Genomic DNA, 24,758 nt, shown 5'->3' with positions numbered 1-24,758 from the left:
CATCCAGCCGTGTTAACCTTAATCGCACCCTGAGGAGCGATTCGGTGGCGGAGTTAGACCAGGAGGAGATGCTGACGTCGGCGCTGATCCGTGCAGCAGGGGACTGCTCGGTCTCGATCAGGCAGGAGCAGCCAATTTGGTAGGGCTCAGCCAGCGGACGATCTCGAAATTGGAGGCCGAGGACGACCTCTCCTCCAAAGATCTGCGCCGAAGGAATGCCCTGAAGGCCATCAGATCTGGGAGAAAGCAGGCATAGAATTCATTTTTCCGGGCGAGAAATCCGGTCAGGGAGTTCGCATCAAGCCCGCCTCCAAATAGCCGCTCAGGAAAGGGCGACGGGAATATCCGAATAGCTAGATCGCCAGACGCTGTTTTATTGCGATGCTGGCGAGTTGATGAGACCTTCTCGGATCAGCGAGTTGAAGGCACACCGGTCGGCGTCTCGATGACATCTATTTTGCCGGCAAAGCGTAAGCCACCAAGGAATCGCCGATCGGCGTCTCCATGAAATGATGACCGCCGGCCATGATGACGAGATACTGGCGGCCGCCGGCCTCATAGGTGATCGGCGTGGCCTGGCCGCCGGCAGGAAGCACGTCCTTCCAGATGGTTTTTCCGGTCTTGATATCGATAGCACGGATCAGATTGTCGGTCGTCGCTGCGATGAAGATCAGGCCGCCGGCGGTCACGACGGCACCGCCATTATTTGGCGTCCCGATTCTGATCGGCAGCATCGACGGGATCCCGAACGGGCCGTTCGTCCGGGCTTCACCCAACGGACGATCCCAGAGCGTCTTGCCGGTCTTCAGATCGATGGCGCGAATTCCGCCATAGGGCGGCTGCTTGCACAACAATCCGGTGCCGGGCAGCCGCCAGCCGGCATTGACGTTGATCGCATAGGGGGAACCGAGCTGTGGATCGCCCGCGCCTTCCTGCCCGCCGATTTCGCCGCGCGCCTGGTCCCGCGGCGCCCAACCGAGACGATTGGCCTCGTCGCGCGGCACCAGCCGATTATAGTTCGGCATGTCGTTGTAATTGGCAACGATGATGTCGCGTACGGGATCGATGGCGATGCCGCCCCAATCGGAGCCGCCATTATAGCCTGGATATTCAATCCAGTGCGGGCTGGCCATGGGGGGCGTGAAGATGCCCTTGTAGCTCGCCTGACGAAACTGGATACGGCAGACCATTTGGTCGATGGGCGACATGCCCCACATGTCCTGCTCGGTGAGATCGGCCTTTCGCAGGGTGTGGTAAAGCGAGAATGGCTGGGTTTTGGCGCGCTGCGCAGGCTCCACGCCGCCTTGCGGCACCGGCCGCTCTTCGACGCCGACGAGCGGCTTGCCCGTGCGGCGGTCGAGCACGAAAATGTCACCGCGCTTGCTCGGCAGCACCAGCGCCGGCACCGGCTCGCCTTTGTCCATCGGGAAGTCGACCAGCGTCGCTTGAGAGCCGAGATCGTAGTCCCAGACGTCATTGTGCACGGTCTGGAAATGCCAGGCGGGCTTGCCGGTCGTAACATCTAGCGCGACCAGCGATGTCGCGAACTCTTTCTCGCGGTCCGAGCGGCTGCTGCTCCAGTAGTCCACGGCCGAAACCCCAAGCGGCAGATAGACGAGTCCCAACTCCTCGTCGCCGGAGGCGGTCGTCCACATGTTGGGCGTGCCCCTGGTGTAGGTTTGTCCAACCTGCGGCGGTGCGCTTGCATCCGGCTTGGCCATGTCCCAGGCCCAGCGCAATGCGCCGGTTTGTGCGTCGTATCCCTGGATCACACCCGAAGGCGCGTCCCGCTTTTGCCCATCGAGCACTTCATGCCCGATAACAACGACGCCGCGCACAATCGTCGGCGCCGACGTGATCGCAAACATGCCGGGATCGTGCCGACCAACTCCCGTCGCAGTGTCGACCTGTCCGTCATGTCCGAATGCCTCGCAGCGCTTGCCGGTCTTCGCATCGATTGCGATCAGGCGTGCGTCAAGCGTACCTTCGATGATGCGGCTGGCACAGGCCGCGCCCTGATCGGCATTGGAGAGTTCGTAATATGCAAGGCCTCTGCAAGCTGCGGTATACGGAATGAACTCGTCCGGAACGCGCGGGTCAAATCGCCAGATCTGCTTGCCGGTCTTGGCGTCGACGGCGATAACGATGTTCTTGGGCGTGCAGACGTAGAGGTTATCCCCCACCTTCAGCGGCGTGTTCTCTGCGCCGTATGTGCCCTTTGTATTCTTGGTAGGCAAGTCGCCCGTGTGAAAGGTCCAGACTTTGGTGAGCTTGGCGGCGTTCGTCGAGTTGATCTCGTCGAGCGGCGAATAGCGGCGCGCACTGTAGCTGCCGCCATACGCAGGCCAATCTGCGCCTGTCTTCAGAGGCGAAGGATCGGTCATCGCGACGGTCGGCGATGGCATTACGCGAGGAGCGGCGCTTGCCGGCCGAAAAGCTCCGGTCATCAACACAGTTGTGGCTACCAGCAGTACAAGCCCGACAGCGATTGTAGCCGCAGCTTCATACTGGTGGCGAATGGGGCGAAGCTTCGGCGTGAGCGCCAGGACGGCGATCAGCAAAATGGCCGGTCCGACAGTCCGGGGCACCAGCGCCCAACCGTTGGCGCCAACTTCCCAGAACGCCCAGGCGAGGGTGAACAGGAAGAGAAGAACGTAAAGCCATGCGCCTTCAACGCGCCGGCGGGCCAACAGCAGACCCGAGATGATCAGGACGATTCCGCTGGGGAGATAATAGAAGGAGCCTCCCAACCAAAGCAGCCATGCACCGCCGGCCCCGAGCACGAGGCCGATCAGAACCATGAATCCTCCGAGGGTGAATGCCGCCCAATCTGCCGCGCGATACGTCTGAGCCATGCCAGTTACTCGTCATAGATTGATGCTTTGCTCCAGATCCAAGAGCGCGTCCGGCGCTTTGGTTCCCGCATTTGCGGGTACGCTTCCGGACCACGGAGCGCCGTTGGCGCGGGGAGGCGTTGAGCTCAAGCGCCCCTCAGCAGCCCGAAGAGATGGGCAATTCGTTTCTGCTCCGCTATCTTGGTTTCGGGGTCATACGCATTCTCAACGTATGTGTTCGCTGCCTATCATAAAGACCTGCGGATCGCTCGGCGCAGTTGCCGTGTTGACGATATGGCTCTGAGTCGCTGCCTATTCCGTCCTGGCGGCGCCGAACTCAACGCTGAGATCGGAAGGCGACTGTCTCAGCGATAGCGTTTGGCGGATCATCGTCGCCCGCTAGAGGGAAGACCTGTTCGGTAAATTGCCCCATCGGACCTGCCCGGACCATCAGAGTAAACAGCTGATATCGACGTTCGACATCCTCCCTGTCGCTGCGAGCGGCAATCAGGCGACGAGCGTCTGCAAGTACGAGGTCGGCGTGGTGGGAGAGCGCCGAGAGCCGGGTGGGGTCGCGCTCGGAGCTTGCGACTTGTGTCATCACCTCAATCATTCGGATCGATATTGCAGGCTGGGCGCCTGCGCTTTGCCGGATCATATGGAACATCGTCCCGAGCAGTTGATCGTATTGCACATGCGGCACCACCAGCACCGGCTGACTTCCTCTGATCGACACTCCTGATGGCAGATGCAGGGGTACGAGATCGCAGAGCGCCGCACCCAGTCGATCCAGGACCGAGAGCGCGGTGTGTGGATCGTTGATGCCGGGCGAAAGTGCCCGCACCGCGACTTCTACGAGTTGGCGAACGGCAAAGCGCAGATCGGAAGCGATGCTGCTTGTTGCGCCCAGCGCCGTCGCATTCCGGATAGCCGCTTCGGCACCGTCGACGGGAGGATTTACCAGAGCGACGGTCGCCCCCGGAAAAACATAGTCGCCGGGGCCGATCAACAGCCGAATGGTGGCTCTATGCTTGGCCGCCCAGGTGGCCAGGCCCTCTTCGTCCAGATGCTGCAGATAACCGCGCCGCGAGTCCTTCAGAGGCAGGGAGCCGATCCAGTACTCGCCCGGCGGAGGCTTCGGCTGCGGATCCTGGACCGTTAGCTGGCGCATAGCGCTGCGGAGGTCTTCACTGACGAGTTCGACGACAGTTTCAACGTTGATCCGGCCGGCGACGTGACCGACGAAGTAGACGAGCGTCGCCACGCAAGCCAATGCGAGCAGAATACCAACGCTTAATGATAGATGAGGGACGAAGCCCCCCTCGGGTTCTGTCCGGATGCTTCTCAGCACGACGAGAGCGTAACAGAAGGTGCCGAGCAGCATCCCGAGCGTGAGTTGATTGCCGCGATCGCGAGTGAAATTGCGGAGCAGTCGCGGCCCCATCTGACCTGCAGCGAGAGACAACGCGGCAATGGTGATCGAGAACACGGTTCCCGCGACACCGATCGTCGCGCCGGCTACGGTGCCGAGCAGGGTGCGAGCGCCGGTCGCGCCGCCGTCGTACATCCAACTCTGTAGATCTGAGAGGTAGACCGTGTTGCTCTGGTCAATATGAACGAGGGTGAAGGCGCCGATCAGGCTGCAAAGCACCATGACCATAGGCGCCAGCCAGAATGTCTCGCCAAGGTCAGCCAGCAGTTTTTCAGCGCGGGCGAGCATATTTTGAGCCGCATAACCACATCGAACCTGGAACCAACAGCCGGGAGGTGGAGCGGTTCCGCCCAACCGCTCCACCTCAGAAGATTACCCGTTGCTGGGGTACTTGAATTCAGGCGCCGACTTCAACTGGTCGGCCGTCGTGTCCATGGTCGCGGTCCATTTGTTGGCCGCATGATCGAACTTCAGATTGATTGCCGAAGGCCGCACTGCAACGTAGTGGTCGCCAAGGCCCAGGAACCCTCCCACCGAGAGGATATAGCCGTCGATGCCGTTCTCGTTCAGCGCGACGTCCTTGATCGTGCCAATGTCCTGTTTGGCGTTGTTGTACACCTGCAGACCCATCAACTGCGAGCTCAGGCCGTCCTTCGGCGGCACCGACGTGAAGGCTCCGCCCGGGCGATCCGAAGTTGCGTTAGCGCTGCTGCTGGACGAGTTTGAATTCGAAGAAGACTTCTGCGCGTTAGCGCCGACCGTTTTCACCTCGGCGAACGTATTTGGACCAACGAACATTGTCACCGGATTTCCTGATCGATCCCTGGCCTCCACCAGGAACGACTGCGGCCGTACCTTGACGTCGGTGAAGCCTGCCTGTTGCAGGTCGTTGACCATCTGTTGCCGAGTGCTCGCTTGACCAGGGTCGGACTGGACCGCGTCCGCCTTGTTGCCCCCCTTGTTTGCCATGCTGTTTTCAGTGCGTTGGTCGGCTGACTGATTGCGGCTCGAGTTCTGCACTGCGCTATGCTCCACGGGACCGGTAGTTTGCGGAGCGCTTTGCGCCATCGCAAGCGATGATGCGCCAACAAGAGCTGCCGCCGCCAAGAATGAGGTCGCTTTCATGTTTAGATTTCCTTTGCTCGAGTTTCAAAAGTTGTAGGCGTTCCTAACGGTTGGCGCCGGTAGAACGCGGTCTAGGTCAGGGACATGGATGCCGGATGCCGCCGTAGCCCATGTAAGTCCCGGAGCTCGGGTCGTACGACTTGTATCGCTGAGAGCAGTAGGCGTTGTTCTCGGCAGCTTGGGCCCGGCTGTTGGCGACGGCGCTTCCAATCGCCGCACCTGCCACGAAGCCGCCCAACGCTGGACCCCAGCCGCGGCTATAGCGGTGCCGGTAGCCGTCGCGCCAGTGATGACGATGCCAACCGTGGTAACGGCCATGCCTCCATTGAACTTCCACCAGGCTTGCGTGGTTTTCGGCCATCCCGCTCGCAGCCAACATAGGTGCGGCTTGCGCAGTAGTTCCAACCGGAATCGCGAGCGCCAATACGGCGACGGCAACGTACCATCTGTTTGCTTTCATTAATTCATCTCCGCGGTTTTCATTACCCGAAGAAAATGCGCGAGCGGCCGTGCCGTTGCAGAGACAGTTGGTACGTATGTGTACCCCCGCCGCGAGCACCTGCTTCCTGCAGCAGCAAGGCTCCGGTCGAAGCACCACTGGCCCCGCGCGGCAGCGGACCAACTTATGCGGTCTGCAATCCGGCTCCGGGTTGATCACCGCGGCGTCATCCATACGATAGGCGAAGACTCGCAGGGCTTGCCGCAACGTCATTGGAGTCCCAATGCGAATAGCCATAATCGAAGACGAATACTTCATCGCCGACGATCTCGCGGTCGAGATCCGACGCAGCGGTCATCAACCAATTGGCTCGTTTGCAGAGCTAAGCCCTGCTTTCCATGCAGCGGCTAATGCAGCTATCGATGCGGCGCTTCTTGACGTTGACCTGCACGGGCGGGCCTCGTTCGAATTCGCAGATCTCCTCTTGAACAGAAGCATCCCCTTCCTGATCTACACGGGATCCAGCCGCGAAGTCATACCCAGCCGATTTGCGCGGTACGTGGTTGAAAAGCCGATTCCAATTCCTGATGTGGTTGATCGCTTGTGTCGCCATGCGCCTGTGCACGGCTCGCCGCGGGACTGGTATGGCGTTGGTCCGTAATTGCCGCGACAGGGCCCGAAGCGGTGTGGCTTGGCGTCTGACGTAGCGCGTACGCAGGCGCGCCGACCTTCTGCCGGGCATAAAACGTTCTGATCGGAACGCCGAATGCCCAGAACGATTGTCGCTAGGCAACCCAGGGAGCACCCCCGAAGTGGGTGTGCTTCCGAACCGGACTTGTGCATACCTCGACTGTAAAGAGGGCCGTAGGAGCTTGGCATGCTGAAGTGGGCGTTGATCTTCTTTGTGATATCGATCGTAGCCGGATTGCTCGGGTTCAGCGGAATCGCCGCTGGTGCATCCACCATCGCCAAGTGGCTGTTTTTCGCGGCTGTTGCGATTTTTCTGGTGTTCGTGCTCCTCGCCTTCTTTGCGGGGGAGGTGATTCTTTAGCGCTGATCGACGGGCGCTCGGCAAGTCCAGCAATCGCGAGGGTCTGCTCCGAAGCGGTCCCACTTAGATCTTGGAGAGGCGCCGGGGCGATCGCCGGCGGCGCCTCCGAGCTGTCAACACGCAACTGCTTTGGAACTCCGACGGTTGCCGCTGTTGAGCTCGGCTCGGCTTTGCACTTCAAGAAAAAAAGTATGCAAGGGCCAGCACGACGTAAACACCAATGAGCAGTACGCCCTCGAACCAAGTGGTCTCAGCGTCTCTCGTGATGGCATTCACGATGAACGCAGTGCCGGCGATTGAAAAGAGGTCGACGGGATTCTGGAAGACAAGGGTCATTGGGTTCCCGATCACCCACGAGAAAATGACCAGAAGCGGAGCAACAACCAGCGCAATCTGAATGGCGGATCCAATGCAGAGCGTCATCACGAGTCCCATCCTGTCGCGCCGAGCGAACCAAACAGCCGCAAAAATGTCCGAGCTGGTGCCCACAAGAGCAAGCACGACGACGCCAAGAAAGAGTGGTGTCACACCCGTTGATTTGGCCGCTTCCGTCAGAGCGCCGGACACAAATTCGCTCTGCAGGGCCGCCGCGCCGGTGCACGCCAGTAACACGATCAAGCATGTGGTTGCCGACCACGCCGATTTAGCCGAAGCCTCCTCATTGGTCGCGAAGACATTCCGGTGGGTAACGAGGGTGAAGACAAGATTTCCGGAGTAGAGAATTAGCAGCACCACGGACACAGCCAGGCTAAGTAGCTCATCGGAGGCATTCACGTTATTGACATGACGGATGCTGCGACCCGTGTAGTCGAACACTGCCGGCAGAATGAGAGCGATCACCGACAGAACGAGCATGCTCGACAACAACCCAGCGCGCGCTTGGGTGAAGCTTTGGCGCTCGCGATTGAACCCGCCGGCGACGATGGCCAGACCCAACCCCAGCAAGCAGGTCGCCGCTATGGACCCGGTGATCTGGGCATGGACCACCTCGACATGGCCGCGCGCGAGAACAAATAGCGCAAGAATGAGCTCGGCCAAGCTTCCAAGACTGACGGTCAGGAGACCGCCTATGGCAGGACCGGTGTGGGAGGATAGCTGGTCGGTTGCTACGCGAATCCATTCAGCGAGTACAGCTATTGCGAGAACGCCGGATCCGAAGATCCAGATCGGAGAAAGGTGAAAAACATACTCGCCCATCGGGGTGAGCAGAACGAACACCAGCGGCGCAACGCGCGCGATGGTACCGTACTGCCCAAAGATAGTCGTTGCTCTGGAGACGTTGGACTTCGGCAAGCTGGCGACTGGCTCCTGGCTATCCCGCAAAGCTCGCTACTTCGATTTTAGCGGGGCAGATCGGGCCATTCCGCCGCCGAGGAAAGCGTGGCTTCTGCACCCACAAAGCTCTTCGCATCCGATTCCCGGGCAGCTTGCGACGACTAACGAGGTAAGACACGCTGCGTTCGCTGCGCCGGCCTGAACTCGGTACGCAACCGGACAAGGCAAACGCATTGCGACGCCCTCATTTTTTCGCGCCATCGATCATGAGTTGCTTGCTTGTCGAGCATTGGCTGCATTGAGAGAGTTCTCATGTGCAGATAAAATCACGCGAGAGCAGTTGCAGGACAATTGCTCGAGTTGCGATTGATCCAGAATCTCGACTTGAGCGCGGCCTTGCTTGATGATGCCTCGCGCTTCCATTTCGCCAATTGTCGACGTGATACCTGCGCGCCGAACGCCAAGGGCCTGTGCAATGCATCGATGCGTGAGCGGGATTTCGCGCGAGAACAATTTATTCTCTGCAACGAGAAGCCACCGAGCCAGTCGTTGCTGCAAGCTGTGACGCGAGTTGCATGCAGCGAGCTGCGAGCTTTGGATCAGGGTGGCCTGCACGTACCGCAGCAACAGCTTCTGGATCTCGACATCGCCCCTCACCAGCTCAATCAAAGCATCTGCCTCGATGCGCAAGGCTCTACCGGGAACCTGAACCACGCAACGGTGAGGGGAAACGCGCATGCCAAGGATCAGTGGAATGCCGATGAAATCCTTTGCTCCGACAGTCTGTATCTCGACCGGGAGGCAGTCTCCGGCTTTGGCCGTCAGCGAGGCCGCGCCATTTTCAAGAAAATATGCATTTTGCAACAGCACATTGCGTTCCTGCAGCATTTGTCTCGGTCGCAGCGTTACTTCGTCGCAGAGTTCGACTAGCCGGCTGCGTGATGAGTGTGGAAGGCGGCGCACCAGATCGTTCGTGGCGTGGTTCGCGTGCGGCGCCTGATCGCGCTCTCGTGACGGCGCGAGAGATGGCGCCGGACCGTGCGTTGGCAGGATGTTTTCGAGTTCGTTGCTCAACATTTCCCGTCTCCTTGGAACGGCTATCCACCAAGATGTGGGGCGTGCGCCGGTCTCCTCACAGTCGGGCTGAAGGTGAAGAGCCGTCAGGAGAAACCTGACTTGGGCCTCAAGCCGGGATCGTAAGCTTGCCTCTGGTGCGCGAGCAATGACCGAAGTACGTCGGTCGAGGCATGTATTAGCCTTGCCTGAATTTGCAGGCGTGGATCTGCGGTGCTTCCCAAGGCCGGGCCGGGTACCCGATTGGTCGCTGCACTTTCTTCTTGGCACGGCAGCGGACCGTTCGCTTGACGGGCGGCCAGAACTTCGCCCATCGGAAACGATTATACGATCAATCATGACGTTGGCACGAAGGATCGCAGGAGCATTGAATGGGCCTGAAGAGCAGGATCACCCTTGCATTTGTCGTAGGTACAATCTCGACCTCCGTTCTGTTGGGCCCCGCATGGGCAGAGGCGGCGACGCAGGCTACGACGGAACAGTCGGCGCAGTCACAGCAGTTCGTCAACACGGTCTATAATGGATACCGTGCGTCGCGACTGCTTGGGAGCGCTGTGTTCTCGTTGAAAGGTGAGTATTTGGGAGCCGTCCGGAACGTGACTTTGGCAGACGACGGGCAGATTGATGCCTTGCTCGTCGAAGGCTTCAGAACGAAGGATGAGCCGGAGTTCATCTCCCGAATTCCCTTCAACCGGGTGCTGCGTCCCCTTCATGAAGGAGCTATCGTGGCCGACTTTTCCGATTTGAGGTCGCGAGAATACGGCCTCTTTGCTGACCCTGATCAGGCGCAAGCAGAGCCGCACGAATTCTCGGTCTCCAAAGTCATCGGAGACTATGCGCGGCTGCAGGCAGGCCAAGGCTATGGCTATGTCTCCGATCTTGTTTTCGACAGCGGGGGAAAGCTCGCGGCCGTTGTGATATCCCGCGAGGCGTCCGCTGGCGGAGGGACGTATGCCTTTCCGTACCCGGGCCAAACGGGGCGGTGGAGCCCGAAGCTAAGCTATTATGGCCTACCTTACGTAACGGCAGAGCAAGCAAACAAAGCCGGTCTGCGGCTCAATATGAAGGAGTTTCAGAACTCGTGAGCCACCAACGTCCGCCTACTGGTCCCCGGCGGTGTGCCTCATGAGAGAGGCGCGCGGCTTCACGAGCGAACTGGTGCAGTCACGCCTTTGAGCGCAGCGAAAGGTCTCCTCTCCGAAGCTTGCGTTCGAAGGTGGCTGCATCGGAGAGCTTTGCTCCGTGCGTCAGATGCGTGCGAGAACATCAGCGAAGGTCAATGCGAACATCGCGATCGCGAAAACAAGCCCCGAGATCGCCGCGATCCGGACCAGCGGCTTCGCTGAGGCGAGCTCCATGAAGAGCACGACCACGAGGGTCGATTTCACCCCCGCAATGATGATGCCGCTGGCTGTCGTCATTCGGCCCATGGGAACATAGGCGGCGACGAGGCTGAGCACGAGGAGTGCGAGGAGCGCTGCCCAGATCAAGAGGTTCCTCGCCCATAGGCGGCGCACAACACCACCTGGCTCGCCCTGCCTGCTCATGATGCGCGCCCCGGCAAATAGATCAGCGGATAGAGGAAGATCCACACGATATCGACCAGATGCCAGTAGAGGGCCGTGACCTCGATTTCGGGATTGTCTTTCGCGGGAAGTTGGCGCCGGAGCAGCACCCAGAACAAGCGGCTCACGAGAGCAATCCCGATGGAAAGGTGGATCGCGTGGACGCCCGTGACCAGCCAATAAAATCCGTAAAACAGCTGCGCTCCGGGCTGAGACAATGCAAACCCGGCCCCCGGCACCAGCTGCTTGTCAATGTCTTCCTTGTACTCGAAGCCCTTGATGACGATGAACGCGAGGCCGAGCATCGCGGTGAGCATGAGGCACGCGAGGACGAGCCGTCGCAGTTGTGCAGACGCTTCGGATGCTTGCGAAGCTATCGCCATGGTGAGGCTGCTGGTCAACAACACGGCGGTGTTAATCGTGCCGTACCAGATATTTGTCTCCCTCCCGGCTGCGGCGAACGCCTGTGGATGCTCGATTCGACAAACCGTGTAAGTCAGCATCAGCGCCCCAAAGAACAACGTCTCGCTGGCGAGGAAGACCCAGATTCCGAACTTGCCTGCCTCGCGCTGCCGGCCGAAATCCGACCAGGGTTCTCTCAGCAGTGCGCTTTCGTCGCTCATCGCGTTTCTCTTGCATTTTGCATTTCGGGGGAATCGGTTCCAGCCGACATGCCTTCGGCGTGGTAGTCATACGGCCCGCGATCTACGCGGGGCTGCCTGTCAAAATTCTTGGGGGGAGGCGGAGAACCCGTGGTCCACTCCAGGCCTGTCGCGTCCCAAGGGTTCTTCGCGGCCTTTCCGCCGTAGAACAGGGACCAGGTGAGATATCCCAGAGGCAACAAGTAGGCGATGGCGAGGACCGCTGCTCCCGCAGACGACATGACATTGTAGATTTGAAACTCCGCCGGATAGGTATGATAGCGGCGTGGCATACCGAGATAGCCTGCGAAGAATTGCGGCAGGAATGTCATATTGAAGCCGGCATACATCAGGATGGCCGCGAACTTTGCCCAGCTCTCCGGATAGAGCTTGCCCGTGACCTTGGGCCACCAGAAGTGGAGCCCGGCAAAGAATGCGGACACCGATCCGCCCACCATGATGTAGTGGAAGTGCGCGACGACGAAGTAGGTGTCGGTGACATGAATGTCCACCGGGATCGAGGCGAGGAACAGCCCGGAGAGCCCGCCGGTCGTAAACAGACCAACGAAGCCAAGCGCATAAAGCATCGGCGATTCGAAGCTGATCTGACCGCGATACAGCGAAGCGGTCCAGTTGAAAACTTTGATTGCCGACGGCACGGCGATGATGAAGGACAGGAAGGAGAACACGAGGCTGGCCAGGGCCGACTGTCCGGAGACAAACATGTGGTGGCCCCAGACGAAGAACCCGACGCCCGCAATCGCAAGCATGGCGTAGACCATGAAGTCGTATCCGAAAATCCGCCGCCTCGCGAAGCATGGGATTATTTCGGACACGACGCCCATCGCCGGCAGGACCATGATGTAAACCGCCGGGTGCGAGTAGAACCAGAACAGGTGCTGGAACAGGATCGGATCGCCGCCGCGAGCCGGATCGAAGATCGGCAAGCCCAGCACGCGCTCCGCGATCACGAGCAGGAGCGAGATGGCGAGCACTGGGGTGGCAAGCACCATGATCAGCGACGTCGCATAGATCGCCCAGACGAACAGCGGTAGCCGGAACCAGGTCATGCCGGGAGCACGAAGCATGTGGGTGGTCGCGATGAAGTTCACTCCCGTGGCGATGCTGGCAAAGCCGACAACGAACACGCCCGCGGCCGCCGCGAAGACGTGGCTGTTCGAGAACATCGACGAATAAGGCGTATAGAACGTCCAGCCGGTGTCGACGCCTCCGGCGACGAGGGCATAAACGGTGAAAGCGCCGGCAGCGAGGGTCAAATACCAGCTGAAAAGATTGAGGCGCGGAAACGCGACATCGGGCGCGCCGATCATCAGCGGCAGCAGGAAATTGCCGAACGTATTCGGGATCGACGGCACCAGGAAAAACCAGACCATGATGATCCCGTGGAACGAGAACAGCTTGTTGTAAGTGTCCGACGTCAACAGCCATCCGTTCGGCTGGAACAGCTCGAGCCGAACGGCGGTGATTGCGGCGCCTCCCAGAAAAAAGAAGAACGTGATGGTGATCGCGTAGAGGATTGCAATGCGCTTGTGGTCGGTCGTGGCAAGCCAGGACGAGATCGTCGACCCGTGGCGCAGATAGTCGGGGCGCGGCGGCAGCGGCAGCTCTCCGGCGAGCAGGGCGTCAGTCATTTTTCTGCTCCTCGCTGAGCGAGCGGATATAGGCGGTCAGGCTCTGGATCTCTCTCTCGTCGAGCAGCCCTTTAAAGCTCGGCATGATCGGCTCGAAGCCGGCCACGACGTCGCGCTTCGGCTGCAGGATTGAATCGCGGATGTAGGCATCGTCCGCGGTAACCGTGCGCCCGTCCGCCAGCTGCACCACGCGGTTGTAAAGACCCGCCAGGCGCGGCGCGTGGACGTTCGAGGAGACGGCGTGGCAGCCCGAGCATCCCTGTGATACGAACAGCCTGGCGCCATCATGAGCCAGGTCGTCGCCCTCCGGCTGCTGGAGCAGCCATTTGGCATAGTCGTCCTGCCGCATGACGACGATCTTGCCGCGCATCATGGAATGGTTGGTGCCGCAATATTCAGCGCAGAGCAGGGGAAAGGTGCCGGCTTTGCTGGCCTGGAACCAGAGATCGGTGTCCCGTCCGGGCAGCACGTCCTTCTTGACCCGAAACGCGGGAACGAAGAAGGAATGGATCACGTCCTGCGAGCTCATCAGGAGATGGACGGGCTTATCCACCGGCACGTGAAGGGCATTGATCTCACGCGCGCCGTTTGAATGCTGCGTCTTCCACATCCACTGTTTGGCGACGACGTGGATTTCAAGTGCGCCCATGGGCGCGGCAAGGCTGCTGAGGTCAGCAGAAGATGCCCACCAGAACAGGAACGCAAAGGTCAGCAACGTCGCGACCGTCCAACCGATTTCGAACTCGCGGCTGAGAATCTCGGGCATCGGGCCGCGCTTGGCGGGAGATCCGCGTCGATATCGGATGGCAAACAGCAGGATGAGTCCGAAGACGAGGACCACGGTCGCCCCGGAAAGGAAGAGCAGAAGATAGAAGATGTGATCCACCGTGGCGGCGTGCGTACTCGCTTCCGGCAGCCTGAATGGCGAATTCATGCCGAGGCTCCCCGACGCCTGCTGCGAACCAGCATCAGGCCGATCAGGCTGGCCATGATGACGACCGTCGAGGCCCCGACAATCTGCAGAACGACGGTGATCCTGCGGGCGTAGATGCCGTGCACCGCGTCAAAGCCATAGCAGAGCAACGCGATGCGGCCGGAAAGTCCGCCGATCCGACCGCCACCGGCTTCGACCAGAGCGAGGCGAAGATCATCGGGCTGCAGCGCGAGGCTGGACAGGCCGCGGACGACTCGTCCGTCCGGAGCGAGCGTGACGAAGGCTGCCGGATGCGCAATCGCGTCATGGTTGTCGTCGATTTCGGTATGATAGCCGATTGCATCGAGCAGCGCGGCAACGGTCTCCTGCGATCCTGCCAGGACCGATGTTCCCGCGCCCCCGATCTGCCCCTGGGTAAAGCGGCGGGCGTCGTCAATGGTGTCGCGCGGATCGATTCCGACAACGACAAGGCTGTAGTCGCGTCCTGCGACAAGCCCGGTTTGCTGCAGCGCTGAGCTTGCGATTGTCAGCGCCGGCCCGCAAATCTGCTTGCAGGTGAAGTCCGCTGGAAGGAGCAGGGTCGGACGTCCGTCGATCGCATCGCGAAGGGTGACGGTGTCACCGCCGACTGCGCTGAACTGCAGGGATAACGGAACGCGCGCGCCCTGAGGACGATCGTAGCCGACGCGCCCGATCTGCTGCTCGGTCAAACCGGCATGCGCGAGCCCCGGCCAGAGCGCAAGCGCCAAGATAAAGATGGGCCGCCTCATTGATTGCCTCCACTTGCACTCGACGGAGGCGCAGGTTGGAGGGCGTCATAAGCTTGATGGCCCCGACCGGCGACGAGTTGCATCGCCTCGTCGATCGGGATTCTGGCAATGTTGTGGTCGCGATCGACCCAGGCATAACCGGTGAGCCTGGCACGCTGCGCGGCCTCGAACCGGGTCAGGTCGGCTTCCGGAGAGGTCTGGAGCTCGGGTGAGGGAAACCGGCGCTCTGCGCGCGGGTTGAATGTGTCCGGCGCTTGCGTCTTCAGGAAAAGTAGCATTCCCGCAATCGAGGCCCCCACGAAGAGCAGAAAGCCCCCGACGACCAGGAGAACGGCACGGTTGTGAATGCCGGCCGGTTGCGGCAGCGCGCGGCTGCCCATCTCCTCATTCGGCATGGCGCACCTCTGCGGATCCGATGCCCTGCCCAAAGAGGACAGAAGCAACCGTCAAGGCGAGGAGGGCGCCCAGAGCCGCGAGAGCAACAGGAGCCTTCGCGGAAAATGCCGGCACCAGCAGCCAGGCGAAGTGCATCACGCTTCCGAAGAGCAGCAACAGACCGACGATGCGCAAGCCTGCACGGCTGCGGCGCACGCCCTCGAACAGCAACATCGCGAATGGAAGAACGGCTCCGGCGACGAATGTCACGAGCAGAATGCTGACCCAGGCATCTGAGCTGCGCCTGAGGAACCACTCGGCCTTGTGAGGTAGATCGCCGTACCAAACGACAATATATGTCATGTATTCGAGGTAGACGACGCCCAGTACTGTCGCGATCAGAAGGCTGCCGATATCGCTCAGCGCTTTACCCTCGAAAGCGGTCGTTGCAAGCACGGCGACAACGGCGAGCGCGGAGAGCAGCTGCTGTATTGCAATCATCGAGGCGAAGGCGGTGGATACGTAATGCGGTTCGAGCGACACGAACCAATCGACCGCAACCATGCTGATGGTGAAGCCAAAGAACGCAAGTCCGAGCGCGGCCAATAGCCGCCCACCGAGCCCGAGACCGAAAGTCACTCCGAGCACTGACCATCCGAGCAGTGCGATCACGGCACGCAGAACAAACCAGGGCTGGCCGAGGTACCAGCGCGCCACGTCAGGGTTGATATGAATGGGATCCGCGGCCCAGGGATAGATGTAAGTCAGTCCGGCGAGAACGGGGACAAAGGCGATGGCGACAAGAGGCATCAAGGCGGCGAGGGGGCGCAATACCGCTCCCGCTACGAATCCCCAACGACCGCCCGTCAGCCGATGGATGAGCAGCAAGGTCATGCTGCCGATTGGAGCGCAACTCCATATTGCAAATGCAAGCAGCCAGCCCTGCAACAGGCTCGGATGAGGACCGAGGCGTCCAGCCGCGAGCACCAGGGCAGCCGTGAGCGACACCAGCGCGAGACCCGCCGCCGCATGCGGCGAGGCGAAAGCACTCAGCGTCTGGCGACGAAGCGCAACGATCACGGCAGCTTGCTCCTCAACTCGGGCACGTCGGCCATGTCGGTTCGCTGCGACTGCTGGAGCGCGCGGATATAGGCGACGATGGCCCAGCGGTCGCGCGGCTCGACGCGGGCGGCATAAGAATACATCGTGCCATAGCCGTTGCTGATCACGTCGAAGAAATGCTGGGCATCGGCCGCGCGAAGCCGGGCGGAATGGTAGGAGGGTGGAGCAGGAAACCCACGCTGAACGATCATGCCGTCGCCCTGGCCGGAGAGCCCGTGACACGGGGAACAGTAGATGTCGTAACGCGCCCGGCCCCGGGACAGCAGAGCCATGTCGACCGCAGGCGGCGTGGTGATCTGCCGTGAACGTTCGAGATCACCCTGCGCGACCGTTCCTTGCGGCAGCGGCTGCGCTTCCGTGCCGTCCCGGTACAGTCCGGCCTTGGAAAACGTACTGTAACGATTTTGCTGGGACATGGAATGATCGCCGCAGCCGGCGAGTGCGAGCGACAGGAACAGCAGAGATGAGAGCGAGCGGAGCGTCATCGCGCGTGCAGCTCCGTCACCGTTACTGCGCCGGATTGTGTGAGGACCTTCCGCAAACTCGCTGGGTCCGTGTCGGAAGCGGCCAATAGAAAATAGCGATCCTGCGTTGCCCGTTCGAAACCCGGGATCTCGAACAACGCATCATGCAGTCGGGGCAGACGGCACGACCGAAGGAATCCGATCACTCCCGCCATTGCGGCAGCGAAGATGCCCACCTCGAAGGGGACCAGCAGGAACACCTGCCAGGAGTTCAGCGGTCGGCCGCCGCTGTTGATGGGGTAGTCGATCACCGCACTGTACCATTGCAGACCGAACGCGAATGCGGCCGTTGCGAGCCCAGCGGCCAGCATGACCACTCGCATTCGCGAGCGTCGTTGCCCGAGTTGGTCGGCCAGACCCTCGATCGGATAGGGTGTGAAGGCGTCAAGCGCGGTATGTCCGGTGCTTCTTATGGGCTCCAAGGCCGCTCGTAACGTTTCGCTGTCGAGGAACTCTGCCACAAGCTTCGCTGTCATGCGGTGGCCTCCTCGTGAGCGAGTTCGCGCATGTCGAACATCGATACGCTCGGTATCAGCCTCATGAAGATCAAGAACAGAAAGGCGAAAAGCCCGAGCGGCGCGATCAGGAAACTCCAATCCCAGAAGGTAAAGTGGAAACTGCGCCAGAGCGCGGGCATATAGCCGTGTGAAAGCGTGTTCCAGACGATGAGAATGCGCTCGAGCCACATGCCTATGTTGATCACGATAGCAACAGGAATCAGAATGAAGAGCGACCGTCGCGCGAAGGGCGACCAGAGCAATTGCGGGATGAGGCAATTGCAGGCCAGCAAGGCCCAGTACAGTGGCGCGTAGGTGCCAGTGAACTCGAAGCGAACCACCTCACGGTCGGCATGCTCACCGCCGTACCAGCCCATGAACCACTCTGTCGCGTAGGAATAGAACATGACGATGGAGGCCATCAGCAGGATGCGGGCCATCACGTCGAAATGGCGAGACGTGATGATCGCGTGAAGGCTGAGACCCCATCGGATCGCCGCCGCCAGCACCACGACCATGGCAAAACCCGAATACATCGCGCCCACGACGAAATAAGGAGGGAAAATGCTTTCCTGCCATCCAGGCATCAGGCTGGCCGCGAAATCGAGGCCGACGATCGAGTGCACGGAGCAGACCAACGGGACACCCAAGGCAGCCATCGTCGTATGCAACGTCCGCAGGCGAGACCATTCGCGGGCCGAGCCGCGCCAACCCAACGCGAATGCGCCGTAGAGGAGCTGCCCCGCGCGATGGGGCGTGCGGTCGCGCATGGTCGCGAGGTCGGGGATCAGGCTGACGTACCAAAACAGAAGGGAGAACAGCAGGTAGCTGACGATGGCCCAGAAGTCCCACACCAGGGCACTGCGCCATTGCGGCCAGAGCGCCATGGTGTTCGGATATGGGGCGAGCCAATAGGCATAGATCGGTCGTCCGAGGTGGATGATCGGCATCAGCCCGGCGATCGCGACCGCAAGCAGCGTCATCGCTTCCGCGAAGCGATTGATCGAGGCGCGCCATTTCTGCCGCGTCAGCAGCAGCATTGCCGAAATCAGCGTGCCGGCGTTGCCGATGCCAATCCACCAGACGTAGTTGGCGATCGCGACTCCCCAGACGATAGTAGAGTTGATGCCCCATATGCCGATGCCGCGATAGAACAGCCAGGCGATCGCTCCGAACAGCCAGAGCACGAAAGGCAAGGTTATCAAAATTGCGCCCCACCATCGTCTGCCGAATCCGGTGAAGAGCGGATCCGCAACGGCTTGCGTCATCGCGAGATCATCGGCGCGTTCGGACGCAATCCAACGATGCGCCGGTGGGGGCTCTGCAGCGAGGACCTCGCTCATGTCCGCCGCTCCGAATCTGACCGGGCCGGGTTGCGGACGTCGGATAGATAAGTGGTGCGGGGACGCGTGCCGAGATGGCCAAGCAGGGCGTAATGGCGCGCATCGGACTTCCTGCGGTTGATCTCAGCGTCCGCCTGGTTCAGATCTCCAAAGCTGATGGCACGGGTCGGACAGGCATTCTGGCAAGCCGTTCGGACTTCGTCGGGATCGAGCGGACGGTTTTCACGTTCCGCGGTGCGCCTGGCTCCGCTGATCCTTTGCACACAATAGGTGCACTTCTCCATGACGCCGCGGGCGCGAACGGTCACCTCAGGGTTCTTCTGCCCGCGATAGGATTCCGCCCCGAGGTTGCCGTACTCCTCGCCGTCCGCGTAGCCGAAGAAGTTGAAGCGCCGCACCTTGTACGGGCAGTTCGCTTCGCAGAAGCGGGTTCCGATACAGCGATTGTAGACCTGCGCGTTCAGGCCTTCGCTGTCATGGACGGATGCAGCGACAGGGCAGACAGGTTCGCAAGGGGCGTGCTCGCAATGCATGCACGGCACGGGCTGAAAGCCGAGTTGCGGGCTGGCCGGCGCGCCATGATCATAGGCATCGACGCGCATCCAGTGCATGTCGCGTCCCATGGCCACCTGCTCCGGCCCCACCACGGGAATGTTGTTCTCGGCCTGGCAAGAGAGCACGCAGGCATTGCAACCGATGCAAACCGATGTATCGATCACCATCGCCCATGCATGCCCGTCGCCAGACTTCACCGCCGGTGGCATCAGGCTTGGAGGATCGGGGATGGCCGCCGACGTCAGGGATTGCCCGAGCCGGTGTTGTGGATAGAGCTCGCGGACGTCCTCTGGCGTGCGAACGACGTTTTGCGTTGTGAGAATCGGCTCCCGGCGTCCTATCCGCTTGATCGCAACTTGCGGTAGGCGCCAACTGTTGTCGGAGGTCCGGATCGTGTAGGCACTGGCGCCGACGCCGTTGCCGATCGCGCCGGCCTTTTGCCGCCCCCCACCGAGCGTGAGCGCGCCGACGCCCATGGCCGTCCCGGGTTCAGTCAGCACGGGCACCTCGATCGATCGGCCGTTCGCGGCGACCGTGACGACGTCCCCGGATGCGAGACCGAGGCGGGTTGCCTGATCTGGATGCAGCGCGAGCGCATTGCCCCAGACCTGCTTGCTGAGTGGTTTCGGACACTCCTGCAGCCAGGCGTTGTTGGCGTATGAACCGTCCCACAGGCAAGGATCAGGGCGCAGCACCAGGCGAATTTCGTCATCGCGCAGATCGTGAGGTTCGGCCTCCCCGAGCGGCGGCAGAAGCGGAGCAGCCGTCGAAACAGCAGTAGCACCGCTTCCTGCAACGATGCCGTCATGCAGCACGCGTCGCCACCACGCCTCGAAATCCGCAGCGGCCGCGCTCCGCCAGGTCTGCCGCACCAATTCGTAGGCGCGCGCGTCCTCTGCGCCGGTCAGCCAGGCGAGAAGCTCGTGCTCGCTGAAGCTTTCGTAGAGGGGCTTGATCAGAGGCTGGACGATGCTTGCCGTCCCATCGCTGGCCCGCAGATCCGACCACGTTTCTAGCCGATGACTTTGCGGAACATGCCAGGTGGCGATAGCCGCCGTCTCGTCGGCATACTCCCCTATATGCAGGCGGAATGTCGCTTTTTGCGCCCGCGCCTCGAACTGCAAATCGGCTGGTGCGTCATAGGCGGGATTGGCGCCGATCATCACGAGCTGACGCACGCGACCGGCGTCCAGATCGCCTGCGAGTTGTTCGAGTGATCCCGCCTGCTTGCCGGAAGGCGTACGATCAACGGGATCGATGAGCCGAATGGGCGCATTGAGCTTGGCATTGATCCAATGCACCAATGCGTGGACTTCCCTGGACATTGCCGGGCCCGCGACAACCAGCGCCTCACCCTTGTGCGAGTTCAAGTCGACCGTGATCTTCTGAAGCAGCAGGCGCTCGCGCTCTGGAAGATCGGTTGCGCCGGTCGCCGCGCCGAGCTCCCGCGCGAGGCCCGCTGCGAACCGCTCGATTGCTTCGGGACGAAGCGCCACACGTTCGTCCGCCTTTGCTCCGGTGAGCGTGAGTGCGCTTTCAAGGCAATAGAGACGCGAAAAAGCATTCGCGTCGCCGCGGCCGGTTGCGTAACCGCGGCCAATGCGCATCTGATCGGGGCCATGCCCGAGCGGATCGGCATCGAGCGCAACGATCACGCGCGCCTTTGCGAAATCGGCAATGCTGCTCACAGGCTGGCCATAAGCGAGCTGCGCACCCTGGCGCGCGTTGTCCTCGTCCGTTGGATCGTACGCGTGCCACGATGCGGCCGGGAACGCCTGAAGCAGAGCATCGATCTGGCGCAGCAGAGTCGGGGAGGTGGTGCGCCCGGTCAACAAGCGCAGGCCTTTACCCTGGCTGCTGCGGGCCTCGGAGAGTTCGGTCACCAGCGCTCGGTTCAACGCTTCGCGCGGCGCAATCGCGCCATCGTGCAGGATCGTGCGCGAGCGGTCGGGATCGTAAAGCGAAAGAACGGCTGCTTCAGCGAAAACGTCGGTGGCACCCAGGCTGCCCGGATGACGCGGGTTGCCTTCCACCTTGATCGGCCTGCCGTCGATCGAAGTCACGATTACGCCGCGACCGATCCCCGCCAATGCGAGCGTCGTCGCAAATTTCAGCGGTTCGCCAGGAGCGATCCGCTCGGGCATCCTGACATAGGGCAGGATCTGCTCATCCGGCTTGGTGCAGGCCGCGAGTCCACCCGCCATGCCGGTTGCCAGCAAGCTGAGCGCCTGACGGCGATTGAGCTTGCTACGTCCGGCAGGACCTGGCCGCGTCGGCAATTCCTTCAGCGGTGGCATATCGTGCAGTCCGTCAAATGACCCGTGTTGATGTGATAGCCTGCGGCAAGCTTGGCCCCGATCTCGGCCTGATTCTTGGGCGCCTGCCAGTTCGGATCGAAAACCGCTTCGCGTGGACGCAGGAAACGTTCAGGAGAGCGGTGGCAATCGAGGCACCATTGCATCGTCAGCGGCGCGGCCTGGCGCATCAGCCGCATCCGTCCGACGTCGCCATGACAGGTCGTGCATCCGACGCCTTTGGCGACGTGGACGGAATGATCGAAATAGACGTAGTCGGGAAGCCGGTGGACGCGTTCCCAGGCAATCGGCTGGTTCTTGGAAAGACTCTCGCGCACCGGCGCCAGCATCTGCGCGTTGGTCCAGATCTGCGAATGGCAGGTCATGCAAGTCTCAGTCGGCGGGATGCCGGCAAAGCGCGCCTTCTCCACCGAGGCGTGGCAGTAGCGGCAGTCCAGACCGAGACCGGAAACATGATGCTCGTGACTGAACGGCACCGGCTGGTTCCGGCTGATGTTCTGGTTGGTGACGTAAGGAGATCGCATCACCTCATAGGACAACCCAACTGCAAGCACCGGCGCTGCTCCAATTGCCGCGATCATCACCGTCGCAATCGTGTTCGCGCCGGGGCGGAAAAGCTGCATTCACGGCCCCTCTTCCGCGCCATCGCTCACGCGCGGATTCGGACCGGCACCGATTTAGCGGCCGGCGTCTTCGAATGGATGTCGTGGTGCGACAGCGGGATCAGGGGGTTCATTTCCGGATAATAGGCCCCGACGCAGCCATCCGGCAGTTTGAACGGGGTCACCTTGAGAGGACCCACCTCGCGCAGGATGCCGTCCTCCGCGTCGCTGACGAGGGAAACCATTTGGCCCTCCCGAAGTCCGGCGCGTGAGATTTCGTCGGGATTCATCAGCAATACGTCCCGTGTACCCTCAATGCCTCGCATCCGATCGCTGTAGCCGTAAATCGTCGTATTGAACTGGTCGTTGCTGCGCATGGTCAGCAGCCGGAAGCGGCCGGGTGCATCGGAAAAGCCGGTCGAGGTGAGGGTTTCGGGCGCTGTAAACTCTGCCTTGCCGCTCTCGGTCTTCCAAATCCGTTCGCGCGCTGAATTGCCACGATAGAACCCGCCCGGCGTGAACATCCGCGCATTGAAGTCGTGGAATTCGTCCGGATAGGTCTCCGCGATCTCGTTACGAACGAGATCGTAGTTGCCGACCCATTCATCCCATTTCAGTTTGGGATTGGGGGGCAGGGTTGCCTTGGCCAGACCTGCGACGATCGCCACCTCGGATCTCAAGTGTTCGCTGGCGGGCTTGCGCAACCCGATCGAACCCTGGATGCAGCTGAACGTATCCTCCATGGTAACCGCCTGCTGGCCGCTTGCCTGCACATCTTCTTCGGTTCGACCAAGGCACGGCAGCAGATAGGCTGCCTTGCCGTGCACCAGGTGGCTGCGGTTGAGCTTGGTGGCAATCTGGACCGTCAGCTCCAGCCCGCGCCAGGCCGCTTCCATCTTCGATCGCTCCGGAATGGCGCGGACAAAATTTCCGCCGAGGCCGACGAACGCTTTGACCTTGCCGGCGAGAACGCCCTCGCATGTCTCAACGGTGTTCATGCCCTTCTCGCGCGGCGGTTCGAACCTGAACTGCTTGGCGTATTTGTCGATCGGAACCAGTTCGGGTTTTTCCGAGATGCCCACGGTGCGCTGACCCTGGACATTCGAGTGTCCACGCACGGGCGAGATGCCGGTGCCGTCTCTCCCGATGTTTCCCTTTAGAAGCAGCATGTTGACGAGCATCGCCACGTTTTGGAAGCCGTGTACGTGCTGGGTCAGCCCCATGCCGTAGATACCGATCACGCGGTCCGCCTCGACGTAGACCTGCGCGGCGCCCTCGATAACCGAACGGCTCAGACCGGATGCGATCTCGATTTCTTCCCAGGACGTCGCCCGGACCTTGGCTTCGAACTCTTCGAAACCATGTGTGTGCTGCTCGACGAAGGGAGCGTCGACCACACGTTTGCCCTGCTGCTTGGCCGCGTCGTCCGCCGCGAAGACGTGCTTGCAGATTCCCACAATGACCGCGATGTCGCCACCCACCTTCACTTGATGGTACTGGCTGCTGATTTGTGTGGCCTTGCCCGTCAGCATCTCCGTCGGATTCTGCGGATTGATGAAGACTTCGAGACCCTTTTCGCGGACGGGGTTGAACGTAATGATCTGGACGCCGCGCTTGGCAGCGTCCTGTAGGGGATGAAGGAAGCGTGGACTGTTCGACCCGGTATTTTGCCCGAAGAAGAACATCGCATCGCAGTTGCTGAGGTCGTCGAAGACCACGGTCCCAACGCCCGCCCCGATCAGCTTCTTGAGAGCGACTGAGGTCGTTTCGTGACACATGTTGGAGCTGTCCGGCAGATTGTTGTTGCCGTACACCCGTGCAAAGAGAGCATACAGGTAGGAGGTCTCGAGGCTGGCGCGCCCTGACGAATAGAACACGACCGATTTCGGATCGAGCGTCCTCAATTGCGATCCGATAGCATGAAATGCCTCGTACCAAGAGCAGGGAACGTACTTATCAGTAGTGCTGTCGTAACGCAGCGGATGCGTCAGGCGCCCCTGCTGCTCGAGGTCATAATCGCTCCATGACAACAACTCGGTTAGGGTATGCTCGGCAAAGAACTCCGGCGTACAGCGGCGCGATGTTAGCTCCCAGAGCGTTGCCTTGGCGCCGTTCTCGCAGAATTCGAAGGCATGATAATCCGCAGGTTTGGCCCATGAGCAGGAAACGCACATGAAGCCTTTCGGCTTGTTCTGCCGGCGAAGGGTGTTCAAGGCCGCGGGCGAATCCCACTCCTTGCCGAAGATCCGCGCTATTCCTTTCAGGGACCCCCATCCGCCAGCTGGGCCGTCGTATTCAACCGTGTCTGGAGTGTGGTCACCAGCTTCGTTGGGTCGCGCCATGATCTTGCTCTCTTCGGGAACCGGCCAGCCTGTGCATCGGCAACGTATGTTCCCCGCGCGGGTTCCTGAGCAGCCGCTTCTCGGCGGGACGGCGGCTTGAGCGGCAAGCGCGTGAAAAAACCCAGCACCTGCAAGACCATCGACGGACGGGCGATACACGCATTCTCCGCTCAGGAAATCTGTGCGCGGTGCCGTACCAGGGGAATGGTTTTGATCGCGCGATGTTGAACAGCGGGAGCGGGGCCCGACAATGGATGATGGCCAGGGAACGCGGCCCGATGGCTGAGGTTG

General features: G+C 61.0%; 22 protein-coding genes. 3 read left to right on the top strand and 19 right to left on the bottom strand.

The genetic code is table 11. The features are described from left to right. Positions 1–452 precede the first annotated feature (452 nt). From AC0L21_RS04465 to AC0L21_RS04450, 4 genes are all read right to left on the bottom strand, one after another. Positions 453–2,855 carry a membrane-bound PQQ-dependent dehydrogenase, glucose/quinate/shikimate family gene (locus AC0L21_RS04465; protein ID WP_473258616.1) on the bottom strand — a complete coding sequence of 801 codons (2,403 nt, stop codon included), beginning with the start codon at positions 2,853–2,855 and terminating at the stop codon, positions 453–455. Positions 2,856–3,171: 316 nt separating this feature from the next. Further along, positions 3,172–4,554, bottom strand: coding sequence for a DUF2254 domain-containing protein (locus AC0L21_RS04460; RefSeq protein ID WP_473258614.1), 1,383 nt, complete (start codon positions 4,552–4,554; stop codon positions 3,172–3,174). Between the two features lie 84 nt (positions 4,555–4,638). Next, entirely contained in the window at positions 4,639–5,391 is a 753-nt protein-coding gene (locus tag AC0L21_RS04455) for a PRC-barrel domain-containing protein (protein ID WP_473258612.1), read from the bottom strand. A gap of 76 nt (positions 5,392–5,467) precedes the next feature. Next, positions 5,468–5,752 (bottom strand): BA14K family protein, encoded by a 285-nt coding sequence (locus tag AC0L21_RS04450; protein ID WP_473259415.1) that lies wholly within the window; start codon positions 5,750–5,752, stop codon positions 5,468–5,470. A 361-nt stretch (positions 5,753–6,113) separates the two neighbouring features. Between AC0L21_RS04450 and AC0L21_RS04445 the strand changes: the two genes are divergently transcribed. Together AC0L21_RS04445 and AC0L21_RS04440 are read left to right on the top strand one after the other, a co-directional pair. Then, positions 6,114–6,491: a response regulator gene (locus AC0L21_RS04445; RefSeq protein WP_473258609.1), complete on the top strand. Its 378-nt coding sequence runs from the start codon at positions 6,114–6,116 to the stop codon at positions 6,489–6,491. A gap of 216 nt (positions 6,492–6,707) precedes the next feature. Further along, complete coding sequence (locus tag AC0L21_RS04440) at positions 6,708–6,881, top strand: DUF1328 domain-containing protein (RefSeq protein WP_007607434.1); 174 nt, start codon at positions 6,708–6,710, stop codon at positions 6,879–6,881. A gap of 177 nt (positions 6,882–7,058) precedes the next feature. Here the strand turns inward: AC0L21_RS04440 and cax are convergent, their stop codons facing one another. Beyond that, entirely contained in the window at positions 7,059–8,174 is a 1,116-nt protein-coding gene (gene cax / locus AC0L21_RS04435; RefSeq protein WP_473258606.1) for a calcium/proton exchanger, read from the bottom strand. Between the two features lie 246 nt (positions 8,175–8,420). Further along, complete coding sequence (locus tag AC0L21_RS04430) at positions 8,421–9,233, bottom strand: Crp/Fnr family transcriptional regulator (RefSeq protein WP_473258604.1); 813 nt, start codon at positions 9,231–9,233, stop codon at positions 8,421–8,423. A 368-nt stretch (positions 9,234–9,601) separates the two neighbouring features. Between AC0L21_RS04430 and AC0L21_RS04425 the strand changes: the two genes are divergently transcribed. Beyond that, positions 9,602–10,315 (top strand): PRC-barrel domain-containing protein, encoded by a 714-nt coding sequence (locus tag AC0L21_RS04425; RefSeq protein ID WP_473258602.1) that lies wholly within the window; start codon positions 9,602–9,604, stop codon positions 10,313–10,315. Positions 10,316–10,477: 162 nt separating this feature from the next. Here AC0L21_RS04425 and AC0L21_RS04420 read toward each other — a convergent pair whose 3' ends face one another. Genes AC0L21_RS04420 through AC0L21_RS04360 form a run of 13 tightly spaced genes read right to left on the bottom strand, consistent with a single transcriptional unit; the run spans position 10,478 to position 24,467 of the window. Then, positions 10,478–10,777: a cytochrome C oxidase subunit IV family protein gene (locus tag AC0L21_RS04420; RefSeq protein ID WP_473258600.1), complete on the bottom strand. Its 300-nt coding sequence runs from the start codon at positions 10,775–10,777 to the stop codon at positions 10,478–10,480. Continuing rightward, positions 10,774–11,418, bottom strand: coding sequence for a cytochrome c oxidase subunit 3 family protein (locus AC0L21_RS04415; protein ID WP_473258598.1), 645 nt, complete (start codon positions 11,416–11,418; stop codon positions 10,774–10,776). Before AC0L21_RS04415 ends, AC0L21_RS04420 begins: the two co-directional genes overlap by 4 nt. Then, the gene (locus AC0L21_RS04410; protein ID WP_473258596.1) at positions 11,415–13,088 is read right to left on the bottom strand and encodes a cytochrome c oxidase subunit I; all 1,674 of its coding nucleotides are present in this window, start codon (positions 13,086–13,088) and stop codon (positions 11,415–11,417) included. The genes AC0L21_RS04415 and AC0L21_RS04410 overlap by 4 nt, the downstream gene beginning before the upstream one ends. Beyond that, positions 13,081–14,022 (bottom strand): cytochrome c oxidase subunit II, encoded by a 942-nt coding sequence (gene coxB / locus AC0L21_RS04405; RefSeq protein WP_473258594.1) that lies wholly within the window; start codon positions 14,020–14,022, stop codon positions 13,081–13,083. The genes AC0L21_RS04410 and coxB overlap by 8 nt, the downstream gene beginning before the upstream one ends. Further along, positions 14,019–14,792: an SCO family protein gene (locus AC0L21_RS04400; RefSeq protein WP_473258592.1), complete on the bottom strand. Its 774-nt coding sequence runs from the start codon at positions 14,790–14,792 to the stop codon at positions 14,019–14,021. The genes coxB and AC0L21_RS04400 overlap by 4 nt, the downstream gene beginning before the upstream one ends. Next, complete coding sequence (locus AC0L21_RS04395; RefSeq protein ID WP_473258586.1) at positions 14,789–15,172, bottom strand: hypothetical protein; 384 nt, start codon at positions 15,170–15,172, stop codon at positions 14,789–14,791. Before AC0L21_RS04395 ends, AC0L21_RS04400 begins: the two co-directional genes overlap by 4 nt. A 4-nt stretch (positions 15,173–15,176) precedes the next feature. Next, positions 15,177–16,247, bottom strand: a complete 1,071-nt coding sequence (locus AC0L21_RS04390) for a hypothetical protein (protein WP_473258577.1) — start codon at positions 16,245–16,247, stop codon at positions 15,177–15,179. Continuing rightward, the gene (locus tag AC0L21_RS04385; protein ID WP_473258575.1) at positions 16,244–16,774 is read right to left on the bottom strand and encodes a c-type cytochrome; all 531 of its coding nucleotides are present in this window, start codon (positions 16,772–16,774) and stop codon (positions 16,244–16,246) included. Before AC0L21_RS04385 ends, AC0L21_RS04390 begins: the two co-directional genes overlap by 4 nt. Next, positions 16,771–17,289 (bottom strand): DUF3341 domain-containing protein, encoded by a 519-nt coding sequence (locus tag AC0L21_RS04380; protein ID WP_473258573.1) that lies wholly within the window; start codon positions 17,287–17,289, stop codon positions 16,771–16,773. The genes AC0L21_RS04385 and AC0L21_RS04380 overlap by 4 nt, the downstream gene beginning before the upstream one ends. Continuing rightward, a complete protein-coding gene (gene nrfD, locus AC0L21_RS04375) occupies positions 17,286–18,653 on the bottom strand; it encodes an NrfD/PsrC family molybdoenzyme membrane anchor subunit (protein ID WP_473258570.1) in 1,368 nt (455 codons plus the stop codon). The genes AC0L21_RS04380 and nrfD overlap by 4 nt, the downstream gene beginning before the upstream one ends. Beyond that, positions 18,650–21,505 (bottom strand): 4Fe-4S dicluster domain-containing protein, encoded by a 2,856-nt coding sequence (locus AC0L21_RS04370; protein WP_473258568.1) that lies wholly within the window; start codon positions 21,503–21,505, stop codon positions 18,650–18,652. The genes nrfD and AC0L21_RS04370 overlap by 4 nt, the downstream gene beginning before the upstream one ends. Beyond that, complete coding sequence (locus tag AC0L21_RS04365; protein ID WP_473258565.1) at positions 21,493–22,146, bottom strand: cytochrome c3 family protein; 654 nt, start codon at positions 22,144–22,146, stop codon at positions 21,493–21,495. The genes AC0L21_RS04370 and AC0L21_RS04365 overlap by 13 nt, the downstream gene beginning before the upstream one ends. A 26-nt stretch (positions 22,147–22,172) precedes the next feature. Then, on the bottom strand, positions 22,173–24,467 hold the full coding sequence (locus tag AC0L21_RS04360) for an FdhF/YdeP family oxidoreductase (protein WP_473258563.1): 2,295 nt from the start codon (positions 24,465–24,467) through the stop codon (positions 22,173–22,175). Positions 24,468–24,758 lie beyond the last annotated feature (291 nt).

Source organism: Bradyrhizobium sp. WSM4873, assembly GCF_055811355.1.
The sequence above is the reverse complement of the archived record's forward strand: the minus strand, read 5'-3'. Positions and strand labels throughout refer to the sequence as shown.